This window comes from Burkholderia sp. 22313 (assembly GCF_052045245.1).
Taxonomy (GTDB): domain Bacteria; phylum Pseudomonadota; class Gammaproteobacteria; order Burkholderiales; family Burkholderiaceae; genus Burkholderia.
Window position 1 is genome coordinate 141,828 of the sequence record NZ_JBQEON010000013.1, and the last position, 17,852, is coordinate 159,679.

Here is a 17,852-nt window from a genome sequence, read left to right on the forward strand (position 1 = left end):
TCACGTCACTATTGTTTGCCGCGTCAGGTTTGGGGCGGGTGCCGACGGCAGTCGGCCCGTTAAAAAAGGCGGCCGCAAGCGCGTGACTGAACGATTCGAAGAGAGAACCTGAGAGAGCCTTGGACTGCGTGTCGGCGTTGGCGAATTGTATTCGCCTCGCCGCGCGCAAGCCGGGTATGCGCTCGCGGGTTGGGATAGCGCGAAGTCGTGCGGCGCAAATAAAACGTGAGAAAAAGACGCCGGGAGGCAAGGCGACGGTCGTCGCGTTCATCAACGCCTGCAACAAGATGGTCGTCGCGCTGCGCAGCTACAAGGCGCAGAACGTCAAGGGCGGCCTCGGCTGCGGAGGCCAGCTGCAGGTCAATTGACGTTGCGGGCCGGCGATGCGCCGCCACTCGTGATGGCTTCGTTCCGTTTCACGCAGGGGTCATGCACGGGTGTCCCGTGCGTGACGCCGAATCCGCTCACGCGGCACTGAGCGGGCGTACCCTGCGCAACGGCATCGGATGGATATCCGTTGGCCGAAGCGCCGTATCGCGTGCCTCAGGTGCGTCACGTCCCCGTTGACACGCCTTTTGCCGCCGGCTTGCCGGCGGCGTTTCCATTTGCGCGGCCGCCCGCCGCGAATCGACGACGCGACTTGTCCGATCGGATCAGTTCCTTGTGACGCGATTTCGTGCCGACTTCTCGTTCGAGTTCAAAATTCCAAATCAAATAAATCGGACATGTACTAAAAAGATAATGCATGACTGATTTTCGCGGTGTCGTTTGGCATGATCGGGCTACCACTATCCCGAATGCTTTCATCGTGACGTTCGGCCCGCCGGGGAATCTGCCGCTGGTCCGCACCCCGGGTGCCGTCACGCCAGGCCATGCCATACAGCACGCTTCAGTCCATCCGCCGCTACCAGAGCATCTCGATGTTCGGGGGCGGCATCGTCGTCACGATCCTGATCCTGATCGCCTGCGGGCTCGGGATCACGTCGATCGTCTACGGCTATCTGGACGGCGAGCGGCGCAATTTCCTGAACGGTGTCGAGGAAACCGTCGACGAGGTGCAGGTGGCCGAGACATCGTTTCGTAACGGTGTCACGAATACACAACTCATCTGGCGCGAGCTTGGCCCGGCGCCGGCGGACGTCACGAAGGCGTTTTTCGACAACGGCCAGCAGCTTGCGATCAAGCCGTATCCATCGCTGGTGATCGGCGTACCGGGGCAAACCGCGCAGCGCGACGACGTCGCGCGCTATCTCGCGCTGTCGTTCCTGCTGTCGCGCATCGGCGCGGCGAGTTCGATCAATCGCGGGCGCACGCTCGAGGGCTATCACTACAGCACGCGCACGGGCGTGTTCGGCTTCGTGCCGCATCTGTCGCGCGACAATCCCGCGCTCGCGTCGGCCGATGCGCGCGCGCAGGTTCGCGCGGCGCTGCATATCGATTTCGATGGCACGGCACCGGCCTCGAACGACGGTCGGCCGAACGTCCGCTGGTTGCCGCCCTATCTCAATCCCGTGACCGGGCAGGCACGCATCCGGATTGCCGCCGAAGCGCGTGCCGGCGGCCAGCCGTTCGCGGTGCTGGTCACCGAATATGCGCCGGAATACCTGCTGTCCTGGCTGCCCGAGCACGGCACGGCCGGCGTGTTCTTCATCACGTCGGCGGACAACCGGGTGATCGCGATCGATCCCGCTGTCGAGCGCACCAACGCGCTGACCGAGCGCCTGTTGAAACTCGACGTCGCGCGTGACGGCCACGCGTCCGGCGAGCCGCGCTTTCGCGACGGCGCGATCGTGTTCGACAGCAAGCTCGCGGCAACCGGCTGGACGATCGCCTATGCGCTGTCGTGGGCCGACGTGGCGGCCGGCATCGGCGTGCAGGCCGGCGCGCTCGCGGGCGCAACGCTCGTCGCGATCGCGGTGATGTGGCTGCTGCTCGTGCGCTTCCATCGGCGCGTGCTCATGCCGGTCTACGCACGTTCGGCGCGCGTGTTCGACAGCGAGGCGCTGTGCCGCAGCGTGATCGCGATGGCACCGGTCGGCATCAGCCTCGTGTCGCTGTCCGACCGGCGCGTGATGCTCGCGAGCGACGCGCTGACGCAGATGCTGTTGCCGCATGGCGGCGATCACCGCGCGCTGTCCGCGCAGGTGCTCGAGAAGTACGATGCGTTCGTCGCGAACGGCGGGGCCGGCCAGGCGATGATGACCGAGCTCGTGCTCGATGCACGCGGCGATGTGCCGCTGCATCTGGAGATCATCGCGCAGGGTGCGCGTTACGAGGGCGAGGACGTGCTGATCGCGATCTTTGCCGATACGACCGCGCAGCGCCGGCTCGTGCATCAGCTCGAGGAGGCGGTGCGCGCGGCCGATTCGGCGAATGCGGCCAAGTCGTCGTTTCTCGCCGCGACGAGCCACGAGATCCGCACGCCGCTGAACGTGATTCTCGGCAATCTCGAACTGCTCGAACGCACGGCGCTCGATGCGTCGCAGCAGAGCCGGGTGCAGACGCTGCGCGCGTCGGCCACGGGGCTGCTCGCGATCGTCAGCGACGTCCTCGATTTCTCGAAGATCGAAGCCGGCGCGATGTCGGTCGAGTCGATCGAGTTCGACGTGATCACCGTGATCGAACGCGAGCTCGCGGCCTTCGCGCCGGTCGCGAAGGCGAAAGGGCTGCCGCTGTTCGCCGATATCGATGCGGGCGGCGCGCAGCGGATGCGCGGCGACCCGACGCGGCTCGCGCAGGTGGTCGGCAACCTGTTGGGCAATGCGATCAAGTTCACGAGCGAAGGGCGCATCGTCGTGCGCGTGTCGGTCGGGCAGAATGCGCGCGGCGCAGCGGAGCTCGCGATCGGCGTCGAGGATACCGGCATCGGGATCGATCGCGCGCACCAGGCGAGGCTGTTCAAGCCGTTCTCGCAGGTCGATGCATCGATCACGCGGCGCTACGGCGGCACGGGGCTCGGGCTCGCGCTCTGCGATCGGCTGGTTGCGGCGATGGGCGGGGCGATCGCGGTCGACAGTGCGCCCGGCATCGGCAGCCTGTTTACCGTGCGTCTGCCGCTGCGCATGGGGATTGCGCCGAAATCCCCGGTCGGTGCGGTTGCGTGCGCCGGCCAGACGCTGATCGTCGTGTCGCCGGAGGACGCGTGGCGCGCGTTCGCGTTTCCGCATCTGCGGGCGTGGGGTTTCGACGTCGCGATGCATCCGAGTCCGATCGGGATTGCCGCCGGGTGCCTCGCGCGTGCCCACGCGATCGTGCTGTTCGGCGATTCCGATCATTGGCGGCGCGAGGAGCTCGACAGCCTCGGCGGTGGCACGCCGATCGTGCTGGCGACGCCGGACGGCCCGCTGCAGCCGAATGTCGCGGGCCGCACGATCCGCGTGTCGAGCTATTCGCTGAACGGGCTGCGCACGGCGATCGAGCAGGCCCGCGTCGCCACGGCCGAACCGCCGCGCGGGCCGGGCTGCGCGGCCGATGCCGTCCGGCCGGCGGTGCCGGTTGCCGGCGCGCGTGTGCCGCGCGTGCTGGTGGCCGACGACGCGTCGGTCAACGGGTCGATTTTCCGCGAGCAACTGGACGTGCTCGGCTGCGTGGTCCGGTGCGTGTCGTCCGGCGGCGCGGCGCTCGACACGCTCGCCGGCGGCGCGTGGGACGTGCTGCTGCTCGGCGCCGACCTGCACGACATGTTGACGCGCGAACTGGCGGAGACGGTTCATGCACGCGCGCTGCCGTGCGACATGATCGTCGTGGCATCGCATCTCGCGCCCGACGACGCCCGGCGTTACGCGGCATCGAACGTCGAATGCGTGCTGACCAAGCCGGTGACGCTGGCCGATCTGCGTCGCGGTCTGGCACGCATCGCGCGGCGGCGCGGGATCGCGTTTCCCGCTGGTGCGGCGGACGAGCGGCCCGCGTCGAGCGTCATGGCGGCCGCAGCGGCGCACTGGTCGGGACGATAAGAAAAAAGCGACGTCAGGGCGGCGTAGATCGCCTGCGTCAGAACGGGGAAGGCAGACACGCCGCATCGCTTCGGTGCCGCGTGATTTCGACTGAAGAAGGAAGGGTAAGGCCGTGCGCTATATGGGAAAGGTGTTCGGGCTGCTGCTTGGATTTGCGACGCTGCCGGAGAAATCCAGACGGGATTTCCTCACGAAGCTGAATGAATTCATGATGATGTCGCCATCGCAGAAGCGGCGGATCATCACCGAGTGGCAGCACGCCGCGGATGACGGGTCGGGTGAACCCGACAAATCCGTGGTCAAACGTTAGGCGGCGGCTCCGGCCGCCTCGCGGGACGCGACCGATCGGCAGCGTGGGGGCGCTGCCGATCGGTCGCGCGTGGGCGTCGGATCGGTACGGGTGCAGGCCGCCAAGCCCGATCGCGCCGCCGCGACGCAGAACCCGTCTATTATCTTAAAATTATGCTGCGCACCGCCCGGTTCGCCGAACGTTGCAACGCGACCGTGTTGCGGGATCGACTTGAATCACGGCGCGTCGCACAACATGGCACGTTAGGCCGCGTGTATCGGGAGAAGAATAGAGATGGATGAATTTTTTGTGCGAGTGATGGTGGCGGACGATCATCCTTCGTCCGCACTCGGGATGTCGCAGGCGCTCGCGGGCAGCAGCACGATCAAGCTGCTGGGAACCGTTTCCAATTCGACCGACCTGGTGGCGATGCTCGACGAGCAGCAGAGCGACGTGCTCGTCGTCGATTACGTGATGCCCGGCGGCAAATACGGCGACGGCCTGTCGTTGCTGTCGTTTCTGCAACGTCGCTATCCGGCGCTGCGCCTCGTGACGATCACGATGATCGATAACCCGAGCGTGCTGCTCGCGATCCAGAAGCAGGGCGTCGGATGCATCCTGAGCAAGTCGGATGCGATTTCGCATCTAGTCGGCGCCGTGCATGCGGCGTTCGTCGGTGCCAATTACCTGTCTCCGTTCGTCAAGAAGTTGCTGGAAGAATGCCAGCCGTCCGCGGGTATCCGCACGCTGACCGCCCGCGAGATCGAAGTCGTGCGGCTGTATGGGGCCGGCCTGACGGTCGGCGAGATCGCCATCCAGTTGCACCGAAGCAAGCAGACGATCAGTTCGCAGAAGTCGAGCGCGATGAAGAAGCTCGGCATCGTCCGCGATGCGGATCTGATCCGCTACGCGAGCGAAGGCAAGCTTCCCGACATGCCCGGCGCCGAGGCACGGTGAATAGCTGCATGCGATGCACGATCCGGTGTCGGTGCCGGCGGCGCGCAGCGGCCGCCGGCACGCGCTTCGGCACGCGATAGTCCATGCCCGCCAAACTGAAGCGGTTCGCCAGCCAGGTCGCCAATGCCGGCCGCAAGCCGTTCGATCCCGGCCGGGTGCGCCGTCAGCAGCAGTTTCTGTCGTACGGCGGCGGGATCGCGGTCACGCTGTTCATCCTGATTTGCGCCGCGCTTGTCCTGCGGCTCGACGTGCAGGACTATCGCGCGCAGGCACGCGCGACTTTCCTGTTCCGCGAAGCGCAGTTCTTCGGGAGCATGCAGGCGGGCGACATGGTGCTGGCGACCACCGGGAGCAGGATCGAGCAACTCTGGAATCAGGGCGTGCGGCCGTCGCCCGATGCGCTGGCGCAATTCTCGGCGGCGGGCGGCGTGCTGGGCGCGAACGACGGCGCGGGTATCGAGACGCTGCTCGCCTTGGCGGAAATCACGCCGGATCGCCCTGCCGCGTCGTATGCGCGCTATCTCGGTGCGTTGCTCGGCGTGGTCCGGAAGGACGACCGGTCGGGCCCGATGTTTCCCTCGACGCGTGCGTCCGGCGCCGAACCGTTCGGTGGCTATCTGATCGGGCTCGATGGCCGGTTTCTCGCCGTCGTCGGGCCGGGGCTCGTCGCACGCGCCCGCTCGCTCGAGCCGGGCACCACCGATCTGGCGGCGCTGATTGCCCGGCTGATGCCGACCGGGATCGCGAAGCAGAAGACGTTCATTCAGAGCCGGCCGGTCATGCTCGATCGGCGTTTCGATCCGTTGTCCGGACGGAACGTCGTGCGGTTCGCGCGCCGGCTCGACGACGCGGCCGGACGGCCGTTCGGATGGCTCCTCGTTAATGGGGCGTACCGGGTCGACGACGCGATGACGCCACGTTCCGACGATGAGGACGTCGCGGTCGTCGACGAGTACGGGAACATCGTCTTCGGGCGCGAGCGCGACCCCGCGATGATCGAGCACGTGCTGAGCAACGCACGCGATCCGTTCGGTGAACACGTGGTCGTGCGGCGGGTCGGCGCGCGCTTCGTCGTCTACGATCGCTTGCCCGGGTCGAGCCTCGTCGTGATGACGACTTTTTCGTGGCGCAGCGTGGTGAAGGCGACGTTCATCAGCGTGAGTGTCACGGTCGGCGCCGCGCTGTTCGGGATCATGTTGCTCTGGTCGACGATCGTGCTGTTCGATCGCCGGGCGTTGCGTCCGGCGAACCGGCGTGCGATCCGCCTGATCGAAAGCGAGGCGTTCAACCGGACGCTGATCCGCCATGCGCCGGCCGGGCTACTGCTGCTGTCTGTGGCGGACGGCGAGACAATGGTGCGCAACGATGCGGTGCTCGCATACGACAGCGGCGCGGCCGGACAACCGCTCGGCAAGCGTATCTGGCAGGCCTATAGCGAGCGCCAGGGCGCGGGCGGCGGCCGACGCGGCGTCATGCAGCAGGAACTGGCGATCGAGCGCCCGGATCACGGCACGGTCTATCTGGCCGCGCACGTCGTGCGGACCAAGTTCCGCGGCGTCGATGTGCTGCTCTGCACGTTGACCGACGTCACCGCGCGCAAACTGACGGAAGACAAGCTGAAGGAAGCGCGCACGGCGGCGGACGAAGCGAACAAGGCGAAGTCGACGTTCCTCGCGACCATGAGCCACGAGATCCGCACGCCGCTGAACGCGATCGTCGGCAACCTCGAGCTGATGGAGCGCGCGCCGTTGCCGACCGACGAGCGGCGACGGTTGAAGACGGTGATGTCGTCGTCTGACGCATTGCTGCGCACGATCAACGATGTGCTCGACCTGTCGAAGGTCGAGTCCAACCAGATGGTGCTCGAAGCGGTGCCGTTTGATGTACGCGCCGTTCTGCATGACGTCGCGGCGGTCTTTCGCCCGCTCGCGGAAGCGAAGGGTCTGACGCTCCAATGCGCGATCGCGGCCGAGTTGAACGATGGATACGTCGGCGATCCGACGCGCCTGCGCCAGATCGTCTCGAATCTTGTCAGCAACGCGATCAAGTTCACCGGGCATGGCGGCGTGACGATCGAAGCGCGTGCGGCGCGTGCGACTCGCGGAGCCGGTCACGCGCGCGGCATCGAGATCGCGGTGCGCGACACCGGCATCGGCATCGCGCCGGAGAGCGTGCCGACCCTGTTCGACGTGTATGTGCAGACCGACGCGTCGATCTATCGGCGCTTCGGCGGCACGGGGCTCGGGCTGCCGCTGTGCCGGCGACTCGCGCGGCTGATGGACGGCGATCTGACGGTCGAGAGCCGGCCGGGCGCGGGCACGACGTTTACGGCGTCGCTGCCGCTGCCCGAGGCGCCGCGCCGGTGGCAGGCCCGGCTCGACACGCCGGAACCCGAGGCGCCGGTGGCGCCGATGCAGGTGGACGACGAGACGCCGCTGCGCGTGCTGGTGGCGGAGGACCATCCGGCGAGCCGCGCGTTGCTGCGGGATCAGCTCGACGCGCTGCATTGCGATGCCACGCTTGTCGCGAACGGTGTCGAGGCGATGCGCGCGTATTTCCAGCATCCGTTCGATGTCGTGCTGACCGATCTGGGGATGCCGGAACTCGACGGTTTCGCGCTTGCGAATTTCCTGCGCGAACAGGGCGCGACGGTGCCGGTGATCGCGATGACCGCGCATGCGACCGACGAGGACCGGCGCCGCTGCGCGCAGGCGGGGGCCGTGGAAGTCGTGCTCAAGCCGCTGTCGATCGATGCGCTCGAGACGGTGTTGCGACGACACGGGATGCGCGGTGCGGCGGCCGAAGCGCCTGCGGCCGATTCCGGCGGTCGGGCGCCGCCGGTGATGAGCGACGAAATCCGCGAGACATTGCGGGCCGCGACGCTGCGGTCGCTCGCTGTAATCGATGACGCGTTGTCGCGCGGTGACGCCGATCCCGTCAGGATCGAACTGCACTCGATGCGGGGCGGCTTCGCGCTGGCCGGCGATACCGACGCACGAGACGCATGCGAACAGGCTGAACGGACCTTGTCGCAAGGCGGGGCTGCTGCACTCGAGCCGGCGTGGCCGGCATGCCGGGCGGCGCTCGAGGATGCCCTCGAGCGGCTGACCTGAGCCGCCCCTCGGGAACCCTGCACGGTCCGCGCACGCGCGGTGGCGGCGAGCCGGATGATCCGGTTCGCGTGGTGACAACGTCGTGTTGTCCGGCGGAATGCCTGATTCCGCGCGATCTTCTTCCTCTGGCCATCGGCACCGTCGCCGACTGGCCTCCAACTTGACGGTTATCCGGGGCGTTCCCGCGCGCGCGGCCGCCCGTGGCGTTCGTGTGCGAACCGGCCGTAGGAACGATGCGATAAGTGTGAGATTGATTTAACAATCAACTGGTTGAGTTTGTTGGATTTGCATATTCGTACGTATACGAATATATCGAGCACTATTTTTAGAGATCGTCCTATTTAGCGATGGCCGTGGTTTTCGGAAAATTGTGTCAGTGGAGGCAAACAACATTCCACGCATCGATTGCCGATTCAATACGGCAGTTCATTTTCCGAAACTCGCTCTATAGAGATCATCTGATGAAACTCAACAAACTCGTTCTGGCACTGGGCGTGACCACGGCACTGTTCGGCATGGCACACACGGCTCAAGCCGAGCCGGTGTCGAAGAAGATCACGCTGACCGCGCAGATCAACGACGGCATCTTCGTGTCGAAGCCGGACGGCTCGACGTGGTACGGCACGGAAGAACTGCAGGCTACCGACTACTCGCAAACCAAGTTCGAAAAGACGCTGCCGGTCCGCGTGTGGACGAAGAACGCCGATTTCAACGTCTCGCTCGCGCAACCGCTGAAGCTGGCGAGCGGCAAGTACGAAATGAAGAACGCGAAGGTCACGCTGTCGGGCAACTCGGGTGATTCCGAAGTCAAGTTCGGCGCAGCCCAGAAGATCACGCAAGTGACGGCCGGCAACGGTGGCTTCGACGAAGTGCACAACCTGAAGATCAACGTCGACGCACCGGCCATGGTCGGCAGCATCAGCACGAACGGCAGCTACAGCGGCGATCTCGTGATGGTGTTCGAGCCGGTCGCGGCATCGGGTGGCGATACGAAGTAACTGCCCCGCCTGGAACCCCGATCCCATCGGGGTTCCTTCTCCGCCGTTTCCTCCCGCCGAATTCCTGCGGCCGTTCGTCTCATTCCTCTTCAGAAGAAAACAGCGTGTTCGCCTATCAAGCTCCCTTTCGATTCAACAAGCTGTGGTTGGGTGCGTTTCTTTTCATTTCATCAAACTCATTTGCAGAACTAAAGGTTACGTACGGCGTGCCCGAAGGGTTCAGTGCGGCTGAGCTTGATGATAGCGCGAACTATGTTGCGACCTTCAACGGGCGCACGCTGCCGGGGTTCATCAGCTATTCGCAACAGGATACGTCGCTGCAGTTCGATGCGGCGAAGTATGCGGCCAACGGCATTTCGCCGGACGACGTCGACACGATCCGTAACGTCATCTCTCAGCTCGACTACAAGCGTTGCAGCAAGGGCTGCGACGTGGAGATCGCCGGATATTACGTTACCGTCGACAAACTGAAGCGCTCGATCTCGATCCGGAATTCGAACCAGGATTACATCGCACCCGAAACGGGTTTCGGTCTGGTCAACAACCAGGCGCTCGACTTGCGAGCGTCGTCGGACGGCTACCGGGCCGTCAACGTCAACGGCAACACCTATGTCGGGCTCCCGTTCCAGAGCTTCGGCTACATGAGCTGGTACGCGAACCGGACCGACTCGCGCAATTTCAGCGGCAGCCAGAAGGGGCTGTCGTCATATTACCTGCAGAAGAACTTCGCCAGCACGTATGTGCGGGCGGGCAAGCAGAACAACATCGACTACGCGGCCGGGACGGTCAGCACGCTGCTGTCGCCGAGCTTCGACCAGTTCGTGACGGTCGGCAGCCAGACCCACCTTCAGGTCGCAAGCAACGCCGGTTCGCTGGTCCTTTATGCATCGGCTGACGGCAACTACGAGTTCTACCGGAATGGCCGCCTGATCCTCAAGCGGCCTGCCGTGATCGGCCGTAACGAAATCAGCTTTGCCGATCTGCCGGGCGGTTACTACTCGGTCGAAGTTCGCCTTGTCGACCGCAACGGCAACGTGGTCAACCGCGAAACCCGCGAGGTCAACAACCTCAATTTCGGCGCGAGCAGCGGCAACGCCTGGCATTTGACGGCCGGCAAGGAGATGGGCACCGGCGGCTATCTGCTCGAAGCCGCGATGAGCCGGAACTTCAAGCAGTTCTATCTGAATACGTCGATGCTCGCGGGCAAAGGCGGGAAATGGGCGGCGGAAGTCAACGTTACCCGACCGATGCAACTGGGCCGCGTCGACATCACGCCTACTCTGGGCCTGTTGAGCGGCGAACGCAGTACCGGCGCCTACGCCAACATCTCGATGGCGAGCGAGGCGCTCGGCAGCCTGATGGTCAGCCGCTATCAGAACACCGAGGTGTCGCGCTTCTACTTCGGTCAGCCGAGCACCGCCGTGACCTACAGCCGCAACATTCGCGGCGTGACGTTCGGCTACAACTACCAGCGCTCGCGGTACAGCGAATCGCAGCAGGCCGAAGCGCGCTGGAACTACCGGCCGAACGGCCTGTGGGGCACGTTTGCGCTGGGCGTCCAGAAGGGCGGCTATCAAGGCAGCGGCGGCTATGGCGTGTATTTCAACATGACCATGATGCTGGAGAAGGTGCAGGCGAGCTTCAGCGCCGCGCATTCCGGCGGGCAGACGCAGCTCAGCGGCGACGTCCGCAAGGATTTTGTGGATGGCTTCGGCACGTCGACCATCGGCCTGACGGCGAGCCGGATTGGCACCGATTACAGCGTGAACACCTACGGCACCCGCTCCGGCTCGCGTGGCGACGCGTCGCTGAACCTGGGCACGAGCAGCGTGGGCAGCAACGTCGATTTCAACTATCGCGGGATGGTCGCGGCCAGCCGTGAGGGCGTTGCGTTCGGTCGCTACAGCTCGAGCGGCAGCGCGATGCTGTTGAAGACACCGAACATCCCGGGCATGAAGTACGGCTTCAACGTCGAAGGCAGCCCGGTTGCCGGCAACAGTACGTATGCCGTGCCGCTCAGTGCGTATCGGGACGTGCCGTTCGCACGCGTGATGAGCACCAGCGAAAAGGTCGACATGAACGTCGAGGTGCCGGCGAACATCGTCCGGGCTCACCCGGGCCAGGTCTACGCGGCAACGGCGAAGGTCGACATCAACATGGTGTACAGCGGATTCCTGAAAGATGCGAACGGCAAGCCGGTGAGCGGCAAGGTGATCGAAACCGGCGATACGGTGCATCCGAACGGCCTGTTCTCGATCGTCAGCAAGACGATGCTGTCGCAGATCACGCTCGACCAGAACGGACATCGCTACACGTGCAGCTTGAAGGACGCGAACGGAAACGATTTCCGTTGCCAGTGACGGCCCACTCAACCATTTATAGGGATTGACGACATGAATCTGAATTTGCGAACCACGTTGCCGATCGTGTGCGGTCTGCTGTTTGCCGTCGCTCAACCGGCGCAGGCCGACGGCGAGCTGATGGTGATGCCCGCCACGACCAAGGTGTTCAGCAACCACGACCAGAATGTCACCGTGAAGAATATGGGCGACGCGCCGCTGTACCTGTCGATCTCCGTTCAGAAGGTGATGAATCCGGGCAAGATGCCGGAAGAAAAGAAGGATCTCGGCGAACTGCAGCATCCCGGCATGCTCGCGAGCCCCGACAAGCTGACGCTGGGGCCGAACCAGACGCGCTCGATCGTGCTCAAGTCGCTCGCGGAGCCCTCGAGCGAAGAACTGTACCGGCTCTATATCGTGCCCGTCAGATCGCTCAAGGTGGACGACGCGCCGCAGGACAAGATCAGCGCGCCGATGTCGGTGTCGGTCGGCTATGGCGTGCTCGTCCGGCACATGCCGCCGCCGGGCAAGCAGCGCGGCGGCTGGACGCATCGCTGCGAGAGCGGCGGGCTGACGCTCGAGAACACGGGCAACGTGCGCCAGATCTTTACCGATGTGACGTATGACAAGGCGCCGCAGGCACAAACGATCGCCGTATTTCCGGGCACGCCGCAGCATTTCGCGACGAAACGGATGACGTTGAGTGTCGACAGCAAGCCGCAGACGCTGGAGTGCCCGTGATGATGCGCATCGCGCGCGTCGGGCTCGGCTTGCTCGCTGTGTTGGCCTGCACGTACAGCTCGGCCACCGGCCTGCTGAAGCTGTCGCGCGCGGAGCTGACGCTGGAGCCGGGGCAGGCGGCGGCGCGCGAACTGTATGTCGAGAATGTGGGCGATACGCCGCTTTATCTGAATGTCGAGCAGCACCTGCTGACCAATCCGGGGGAATCCCCCGAGCATCTGGTGCCGGTTGCCGAAGTGGCGCGTCCCACCTTGCTGGTATCGCCTGCGCGGTTGACGCTGGCGCCGGGGCAGAAATACCGGATGGGGCTGAAAGAACTGGCCGTGCCTTCGGAAACACAGGTTTGGCGCATCACGTTCAAGCCGAAGGAACGGATCGTTGTCGACGCTGCGCAGGGCGAAGGCGTACCGGCCCCGCTGTTCGTCAATGTTGGATATGGCGTGGTGATTTATCAGCATGCAGCTCAGGTGCGCTAATGCGTGTGCATCGAAGCGGAGTGCGCCGGCACCTTGTAAAGGGCGAGCGGCAAGCAATCACTCATCCAGTGTGTTGACCTAATCGGAATGAAGAGATCGATGAAGAAATTCGAAATTGTCCGGCATTGGCAAAGGTGCATGTTCGGCGCACTTCTGGCGGTGCTTTCCTGCAATACGTCAGCTCAGACCATCGTGAAACTTCAGTATGGCAATGTGATCAACAGCTATGGTGCGTGCTCCTGGCAAAACAACGGAGATGGAACCAGCACGATCAGTCTGGTCGTCAATTACCGACCCATTACGGGTAACTTGGGTAAAACGAGCACCGGGGAGCTCAGACCTGACACAGTGTTCAATTCCCGTGGTGTCATGGTCTACACGTACGACGGAGAGGGGAGGATGAATCCAAGCAGCGCTACGGCCAAGTATGTCGTAATGAACGGCACACGACACTCGAAATATTATGATAACCACGTCACTTATGTGATGTATTACGCACTAGACGGTCAGAAGCCGGCGAAGCCTCTGCCTGGATGGGACAACAAGGGCGCGCATTCTGCCACGATCGAGGTTTTGGTCGACAATTCCGTGATCAAGGATTGGCCCGGCATTGCCATCCGCGCCGGCAACTACACAACCGGCGACGATGTTGGCGAAATCACGGGTGCAGCCTATGTCAGCAGCATCGGCAGCGGCAGCTCATGCAAGGTGATCGATCCGGAGATTAAGCCGCCGCAGCCGCCGGCCGCCATCATGGTCGATGCGGTCGTGCCGGACTGGAATCTCGGGGAATTGCCGCGCGGCGACGGCGAGAAGACGCTCGCGGGTGTTGCAGAGCAGCTCTGCTTCACGTACACGCGCAAGGACGAAGGTTATCGTAGTTTCGTGATCAACGCGACGAGCGAGAATGGCATTCTGGATAACCGGTATCTGCTCAAGAATACCAGCAAGCCGTCCCAGACGGTTCCGTACGATCTGACACTGGACAGCGGCAGCGCCAGGTTTGCGTTGCCGAATACAGCCGGAAGCCCGGTGCAGTTGAACCAAGGCAATCGCACCTGCTTCGTTCCCACGTTCAGGACGTCGGTGGGTTCGGGCGCGGATGCAGGCGACTATAGCGATGTGCTGTCGTTCACGATCATCACGAAGTCGTAGGAGGCGAAATGCGGACAGTCATTTTGAAAGGACTGCTGGCGGTGGTGGCGTGCCTGCCGATGGCCGCGTCGGCGCAGCTCATCTTGATCACCGGCAAGATGACAAGCAAGGTCACGGCCAAGGTCGTTCGCCCGAACAACCTGATCATCACCGATGGCACGAACGGCTGTGATGGCAAGAACGGCTGGTTCGAACGGGGCCTGACGATGCAGCAGTTGGGCGGCTGGGAGACTGCCTACGAGGTGCAAGCGCGGTTGTGCGTGGTGTCGACGACGGGCAAGTTCCAGGTTCGCATGGATCAGCCGCTGGATATCCGGAACCAGGCGAAACCGACGCTCGCGTTCCGGAAGGCGGCCGTCACCATCGGCGCCGAAGGCGCGGAACAGAAGCCGATGGTCGTCGGCCAGGCGATCGAGTTCAACAACCCGACGCCACCGTCGCCGAATATCGATTCCGAGGGTTTCTACAGTCTCGCGGTCTCGGCGTTTCCGCCGGAAGGCGATTTCCAGAGCACGGCTGGCACCTATACGGGCGAACTGTCGCTGGTTTTCGAACCGATCGTGCCGAAGCAAAAGTAGCAACGGCAGCCTCCCATGCCGGGGGCAATCCAGCTTTCTGACCGCCCGCCGTGTTGCGGGCGGCGTTCTTTCTACCTTCTGTTTCCGATTGTCGTCCACGTTCATCCGTGCGTGCCGTGCCGGCAGATGCGAGCGCACGCGAGACGGCAGTCCCGGCCTGCTTTCGCAGGGGGCCGACTTACGAGGATCCGAACATGAGATTGCATGCATTCATTCTTCCGATTGCGGTAGCGTCCGCCGGATTCATTCCCGGCCTTGCCGCTGCGACGATCGATCTGTTTCCCAAGGAGATCGTGATCGATTCGGGCACGACAAGCGTACAGATCATCAACAACGGCGACCGTCCGGAGTACGTGACCATTTCATTGTCACGCTTGCTCAACCCCGGTGTGCTGCTGAAAGACGAGAAGCTCGAACCGGTCGGCGAAGAGGCGCAGCCGACGCTGGTTGCGTTTCCATTCAAGCTGAGTCTCGCGCCCGGGCAGACCAAGAACATCGTATTGAAGCCGTTGAAGGCCGTTCAGCACGAGACGGTTTATCGGCTGGACGTCAAACCCGAGATCAAGGTGATGACGCAGGGGCGGCAGAAGGCCACCGGCAGTGTCGTCGTCAACCTGGGGTTCAGCGCGCTGGTCCGGCAAATGCCGGAGAGCGAGCGGGCGAAGTTGTCCGTTGCGTGCGACGCGCAGGGCGCGCGGCTGACTGCGACGGGAAGCGTGCGTTATGCGGTGAAGGGCGCCAAGGTGGACGGGAAGATCACGGAACCCTTCAATGTGTATCCAGGCGTGCCGCAAACGCTGGAAGGGCGCGTGGTGGAGATTCCCGACCATTCCATTTGCGACGGGGCCGCCGCGAAGTAAGCTTGTCCCGATTGAAGCGGGATGAGCGTGCGGCATTCGCAAGAGGTACGCGATCGCGTATCGATGCTTTCGTCGACATACCTGTCGATGCTGTGCAACGACTCTCCTCTCTATCCAACAGGCCCGCATTTGACGTGTTCGTTCGGCGCGCCCTGTTTGTCGAGCGCGATGTGGCCAAGGCGTTGCCGCGCGCGATGTCAAGGGGTGCTGAAAATCGTGGTAGCACGTCAACGGTACTGATGCGGGCGCAGTCCCGATGGTGACCAGCGCGCGAAAAACATGAGCACCTCGTACAACGGCAGGGTACGGGTTCTCGAAGGCGATGCTGCGGCGTGGCTACCACGGTGTTATCGCGACGACGGGGCGGCTTCGACGAAGCCGCCCCGTCATCGCTTTTCGGGCCCCGCTCGTCACCCGAGCGGAGCGTCATGCCGAACCCAGCCGGTTCGACTCGACATTACCAACTGACCGAACCGTAACGCCACTGCCCGTCGATCTTGCCGATACTCATGCCGACCATCCGGTAAGGCTGGGGCGCGCCACCGACCGAGCTGGCTTCGATGTTGCCGGTGCGGTCGTTGAAGCCGACCAGGGTGCCCCAGTAGAGCCCGGGGTATGCCGCCGATGCCGAATCGAAACGGCTGCTCGACGTCGACGCACGGATCGTGCCGACGTTTTCGCCGACGAGGCCGCCCATGATCGAATAGGTGCCCGCAAGCGTGCCGGTGGACGACGCGCCTTCGATGACGGCGCCCTGATCGTTCAGCCCCACCAGGCCGCCGACGGTCGAGCTGTTCGCCGTGGCATTGCCAGTCGCGGTCGCACGACGCACGATCGCGCGGTTGCCCTGGTTCGTGCCGACCAATCCGCCGACACGGCTGCCGTTGCCCGCCTTCACGTCGGCGGCGGCTTTCACGATATCCAGCGCCCCCGTGTTCAGGCCGACGAGCCCGCCAGCATCGCTGTTGTCGCCAGCGATGACCTTACCCATCGCACGCGCGTTCGACACGGTGCCGTAGTTCGTGCCGACGAGCCCACCGGCGTGGCTATTTCGGCCCGCCGCCACCGTGCCCTTGGCTTGCGCGTTGCGAATCGTGCCGCCGTTCCTGCCGATCAGGCCGCCGACATGGCCGCTGGCAAGATCGGTGACGTCGCTAACCGATTGCACGCCGTCGAGCGTGCCGCGCTCGTTATCGCCGATGAACCCGCCGATCGCGATCGCACCGTTGGCCGAGACCGGGCCGGATGCGGACGCATTCGAGATCGTACCGGTGTTGCGGATCTTGCCCGCGAAGCCGCCGACATAACTGCCTCTGCCGGCCGTGACGGTCGCGTTGGCCGACGCGTCGCGAATCGTGCCGAAGTTGACGCCGACGAAGCCACCCGTGCTCGTATCTTCGCGGCCGGACACGCGCCCGCTGCTCGATGAACGAACGATCAGGCCGTCATTCATCCCGACGAGCCCGCCGGCGCTCTGGACTTCCCGGTTGAACGATCCATCGATGGGGAAGACGGTGCGGCCGGACAAGGTGACGTCGCCGGAAGCCGTGCTGTCGGCGATCGTGCCGCCGTTGGCGCCGACCAGGCCACCGACGGAAAGCGTGTTCGCGGTACCCGCGACGCGCCCGGAGAAGTTCGCGCGCTCGATCGTGCCGAGGTTCCGGCCGACGAGGCCGCCCATCATGACCACTTCCCGGCCGGTGTACGAGACGTTCGTGTTTTTCGCGGTGACATTGGTGATGCGTCCACCCAGGTTGTCGCCGACGAGCCCGCCGACGAACCGCGCGCGGGCGGCCGACGTGCCGTCGACCGTCAGCGAATCGAGCGTCAGGTTCGCGAGGTAGCCGGTGTTTTGCCCGAACAGGCCGACATTGGGTCCGGTGTTGGTGATCGACAGGCGGCTGATCGTGTTGCCGAGGCCGTCGAATACGCCGCGGAACGTGCCGTTTCCACCGATACTGCGGAAGCTTGCGTTCGCACCGTCGATCGTATTGCCGATCACGTAACGACCGCCGAGATTCGTATCGACGTTACGCAGGTCGGCCACCGTGTGCAGCACCTTGTAGTCCTCGCCGTTGGAGCGGAACGATGCGTTGTCGCCGGACAGCGTCACGGCAGCGCCGTTGTTCAGCGTATGGCCGTTCTTCGAATTGAGCTCGAGGTGCGCGTTGCGGCCGGTGAGCTTGACCGCCTCGTCGATGCGGATCTTGTCGGCGGCGTTGACGTTCAGGCTCGCGTTCGCGCCGGTGGCGGACAGCGCCTGCTGCAGGTCGACGTTGCCCTTCTGCGACGTGAGCGTGAGTGCGCGGTCGCTGTTCCACGCGACCGGGCCGCCGACGGTCAGGTCGCCTTGCGTGTTGGTGAGCGCGACGTTGGTGGTGCCGAGGTTG

At 64.2% G+C, this 17,852-nt stretch carries 14 protein-coding genes; 12 read left to right on the plus strand and 2 right to left on the minus strand.

Translation table 11 applies throughout. The annotated features are described in order from the left end of the window. Nucleotides 1-119 precede the first annotated feature (119 nt). Complete coding sequence (locus ACTJKF_RS13520; protein ID WP_440624047.1) at nucleotides 120-368, plus strand: hypothetical protein; 249 nt, start codon at nucleotides 120-122, stop codon at nucleotides 366-368. Nucleotides 369-552: 184 nt separating this feature from the next. Here the strand turns inward: ACTJKF_RS13520 and ACTJKF_RS13525 are convergent, their stop codons facing one another. Then, nucleotides 553-747: a hypothetical protein gene (locus tag ACTJKF_RS13525; RefSeq protein ID WP_440624031.1), complete on the minus strand. Its 195-nt coding sequence runs from the start codon at nucleotides 745-747 to the stop codon at nucleotides 553-555. A gap of 125 nt (nucleotides 748-872) precedes the next feature. Here ACTJKF_RS13525 and ACTJKF_RS13530 point away from each other — a divergent pair, with 125 nt between their 5' ends. From ACTJKF_RS13530 to ACTJKF_RS13580, 11 genes are all read left to right on the plus strand, one after another. Continuing rightward, nucleotides 873-3,956 (plus strand): ATP-binding protein, encoded by a 3,084-nt coding sequence (locus ACTJKF_RS13530; protein ID WP_440624032.1) that lies wholly within the window; start codon nucleotides 873-875, stop codon nucleotides 3,954-3,956. Nucleotides 3,957-4,077: 121 nt separating this feature from the next. Then, entirely contained in the window at nucleotides 4,078-4,266 is a 189-nt protein-coding gene (locus ACTJKF_RS13535; protein ID WP_440624046.1) for a hypothetical protein, read from the plus strand. Between the two features lie 273 nt (nucleotides 4,267-4,539). Further along, a complete protein-coding gene (locus ACTJKF_RS13540; protein WP_440624033.1) occupies nucleotides 4,540-5,202 on the plus strand; it encodes a response regulator in 663 nt (220 codons plus the stop codon). A gap of 83 nt (nucleotides 5,203-5,285) precedes the next feature. Beyond that, on the plus strand, nucleotides 5,286-8,315 hold the full coding sequence (locus ACTJKF_RS13545; RefSeq protein ID WP_440624034.1) for an ATP-binding protein: 3,030 nt from the start codon (nucleotides 5,286-5,288) through the stop codon (nucleotides 8,313-8,315). Between the two features lie 461 nt (nucleotides 8,316-8,776). After that, entirely contained in the window at nucleotides 8,777-9,313 is a 537-nt protein-coding gene (locus ACTJKF_RS13550; protein ID WP_440624035.1) for a CS1 type fimbrial major subunit, read from the plus strand. Nucleotides 9,314-9,417: 104 nt separating this feature from the next. Continuing rightward, nucleotides 9,418-11,673, plus strand: a complete 2,256-nt coding sequence (locus ACTJKF_RS13555; RefSeq protein WP_440624036.1) for a TcfC E-set like domain-containing protein — start codon at nucleotides 9,418-9,420, stop codon at nucleotides 11,671-11,673. A 33-nt stretch (nucleotides 11,674-11,706) separates the two neighbouring features. Next, nucleotides 11,707-12,393: a pilus assembly protein gene (locus tag ACTJKF_RS13560; RefSeq protein ID WP_440624037.1), complete on the plus strand. Its 687-nt coding sequence runs from the start codon at nucleotides 11,707-11,709 to the stop codon at nucleotides 12,391-12,393. Beyond that, nucleotides 12,393-12,869, plus strand: a complete 477-nt coding sequence (locus tag ACTJKF_RS13565; RefSeq protein ID WP_440624038.1) for a hypothetical protein — start codon at nucleotides 12,393-12,395, stop codon at nucleotides 12,867-12,869. Before ACTJKF_RS13560 ends, ACTJKF_RS13565 begins: the two co-directional genes overlap by 1 nt. Before the next feature lie 99 nt (nucleotides 12,870-12,968). Further along, complete coding sequence (locus ACTJKF_RS13570; protein ID WP_440624039.1) at nucleotides 12,969-14,024, plus strand: hypothetical protein; 1,056 nt, start codon at nucleotides 12,969-12,971, stop codon at nucleotides 14,022-14,024. A gap of 8 nt (nucleotides 14,025-14,032) precedes the next feature. Then, entirely contained in the window at nucleotides 14,033-14,602 is a 570-nt protein-coding gene (locus ACTJKF_RS13575) for a hypothetical protein (protein ID WP_440624040.1), read from the plus strand. A gap of 194 nt (nucleotides 14,603-14,796) precedes the next feature. Continuing rightward, entirely contained in the window at nucleotides 14,797-15,462 is a 666-nt protein-coding gene (locus ACTJKF_RS13580; RefSeq protein WP_440624041.1) for a hypothetical protein, read from the plus strand. Nucleotides 15,463-15,919: 457 nt separating this feature from the next. On the opposite strand, the gene ACTJKF_RS13585 is transcribed toward ACTJKF_RS13580, so the two are convergent. Then, on the minus strand, nucleotides 15,920-17,852 hold a 1,933-nt coding region (locus tag ACTJKF_RS13585; RefSeq protein ID WP_440624042.1), incomplete at its 5' end, for a beta strand repeat-containing protein.

Excerpts from the sequence above, each read along its gene's own strand:
- ACTJKF_RS13575 (WP_440624040.1), top strand. The coding sequence starts at position 14,033 with ATGCGGACAGTCATTTTGAAAGGACTGCTGGCGGTGGTGGCGTGCCTG.
- ACTJKF_RS13540 (WP_440624033.1), top strand. The coding sequence starts at position 4,540 with ATGGATGAATTTTTTGTGCGAGTGATGGTGGCGGACGATCATCCTTCG.
- ACTJKF_RS13530 (WP_440624032.1), top strand. The coding sequence starts at position 873 with ATGCCATACAGCACGCTTCAGTCCATCCGCCGCTACCAGAGCATCTCG.
- ACTJKF_RS13550 (WP_440624035.1), top strand. The coding sequence starts at position 8,777 with ATGAAACTCAACAAACTCGTTCTGGCACTGGGCGTGACCACGGCACTG.
- ACTJKF_RS13535 (WP_440624046.1), top strand. The coding sequence starts at position 4,078 with ATGGGAAAGGTGTTCGGGCTGCTGCTTGGATTTGCGACGCTGCCGGAG.
- ACTJKF_RS13580 (WP_440624041.1), top strand. The coding sequence starts at position 14,797 with ATGAGATTGCATGCATTCATTCTTCCGATTGCGGTAGCGTCCGCCGGA.
- ACTJKF_RS13525 (WP_440624031.1), bottom strand. The coding sequence starts at position 747 with ATGCATTATCTTTTTAGTACATGTCCGATTTATTTGATTTGGAATTTT.
- ACTJKF_RS13545 (WP_440624034.1), top strand. The coding sequence starts at position 5,286 with ATGCCCGCCAAACTGAAGCGGTTCGCCAGCCAGGTCGCCAATGCCGGC.
- ACTJKF_RS13570 (WP_440624039.1), top strand. The coding sequence starts at position 12,969 with ATGAAGAAATTCGAAATTGTCCGGCATTGGCAAAGGTGCATGTTCGGC.
- ACTJKF_RS13560 (WP_440624037.1), top strand. The coding sequence starts at position 11,707 with ATGAATCTGAATTTGCGAACCACGTTGCCGATCGTGTGCGGTCTGCTG.
- ACTJKF_RS13565 (WP_440624038.1), top strand. The coding sequence starts at position 12,393 with ATGATGCGCATCGCGCGCGTCGGGCTCGGCTTGCTCGCTGTGTTGGCC.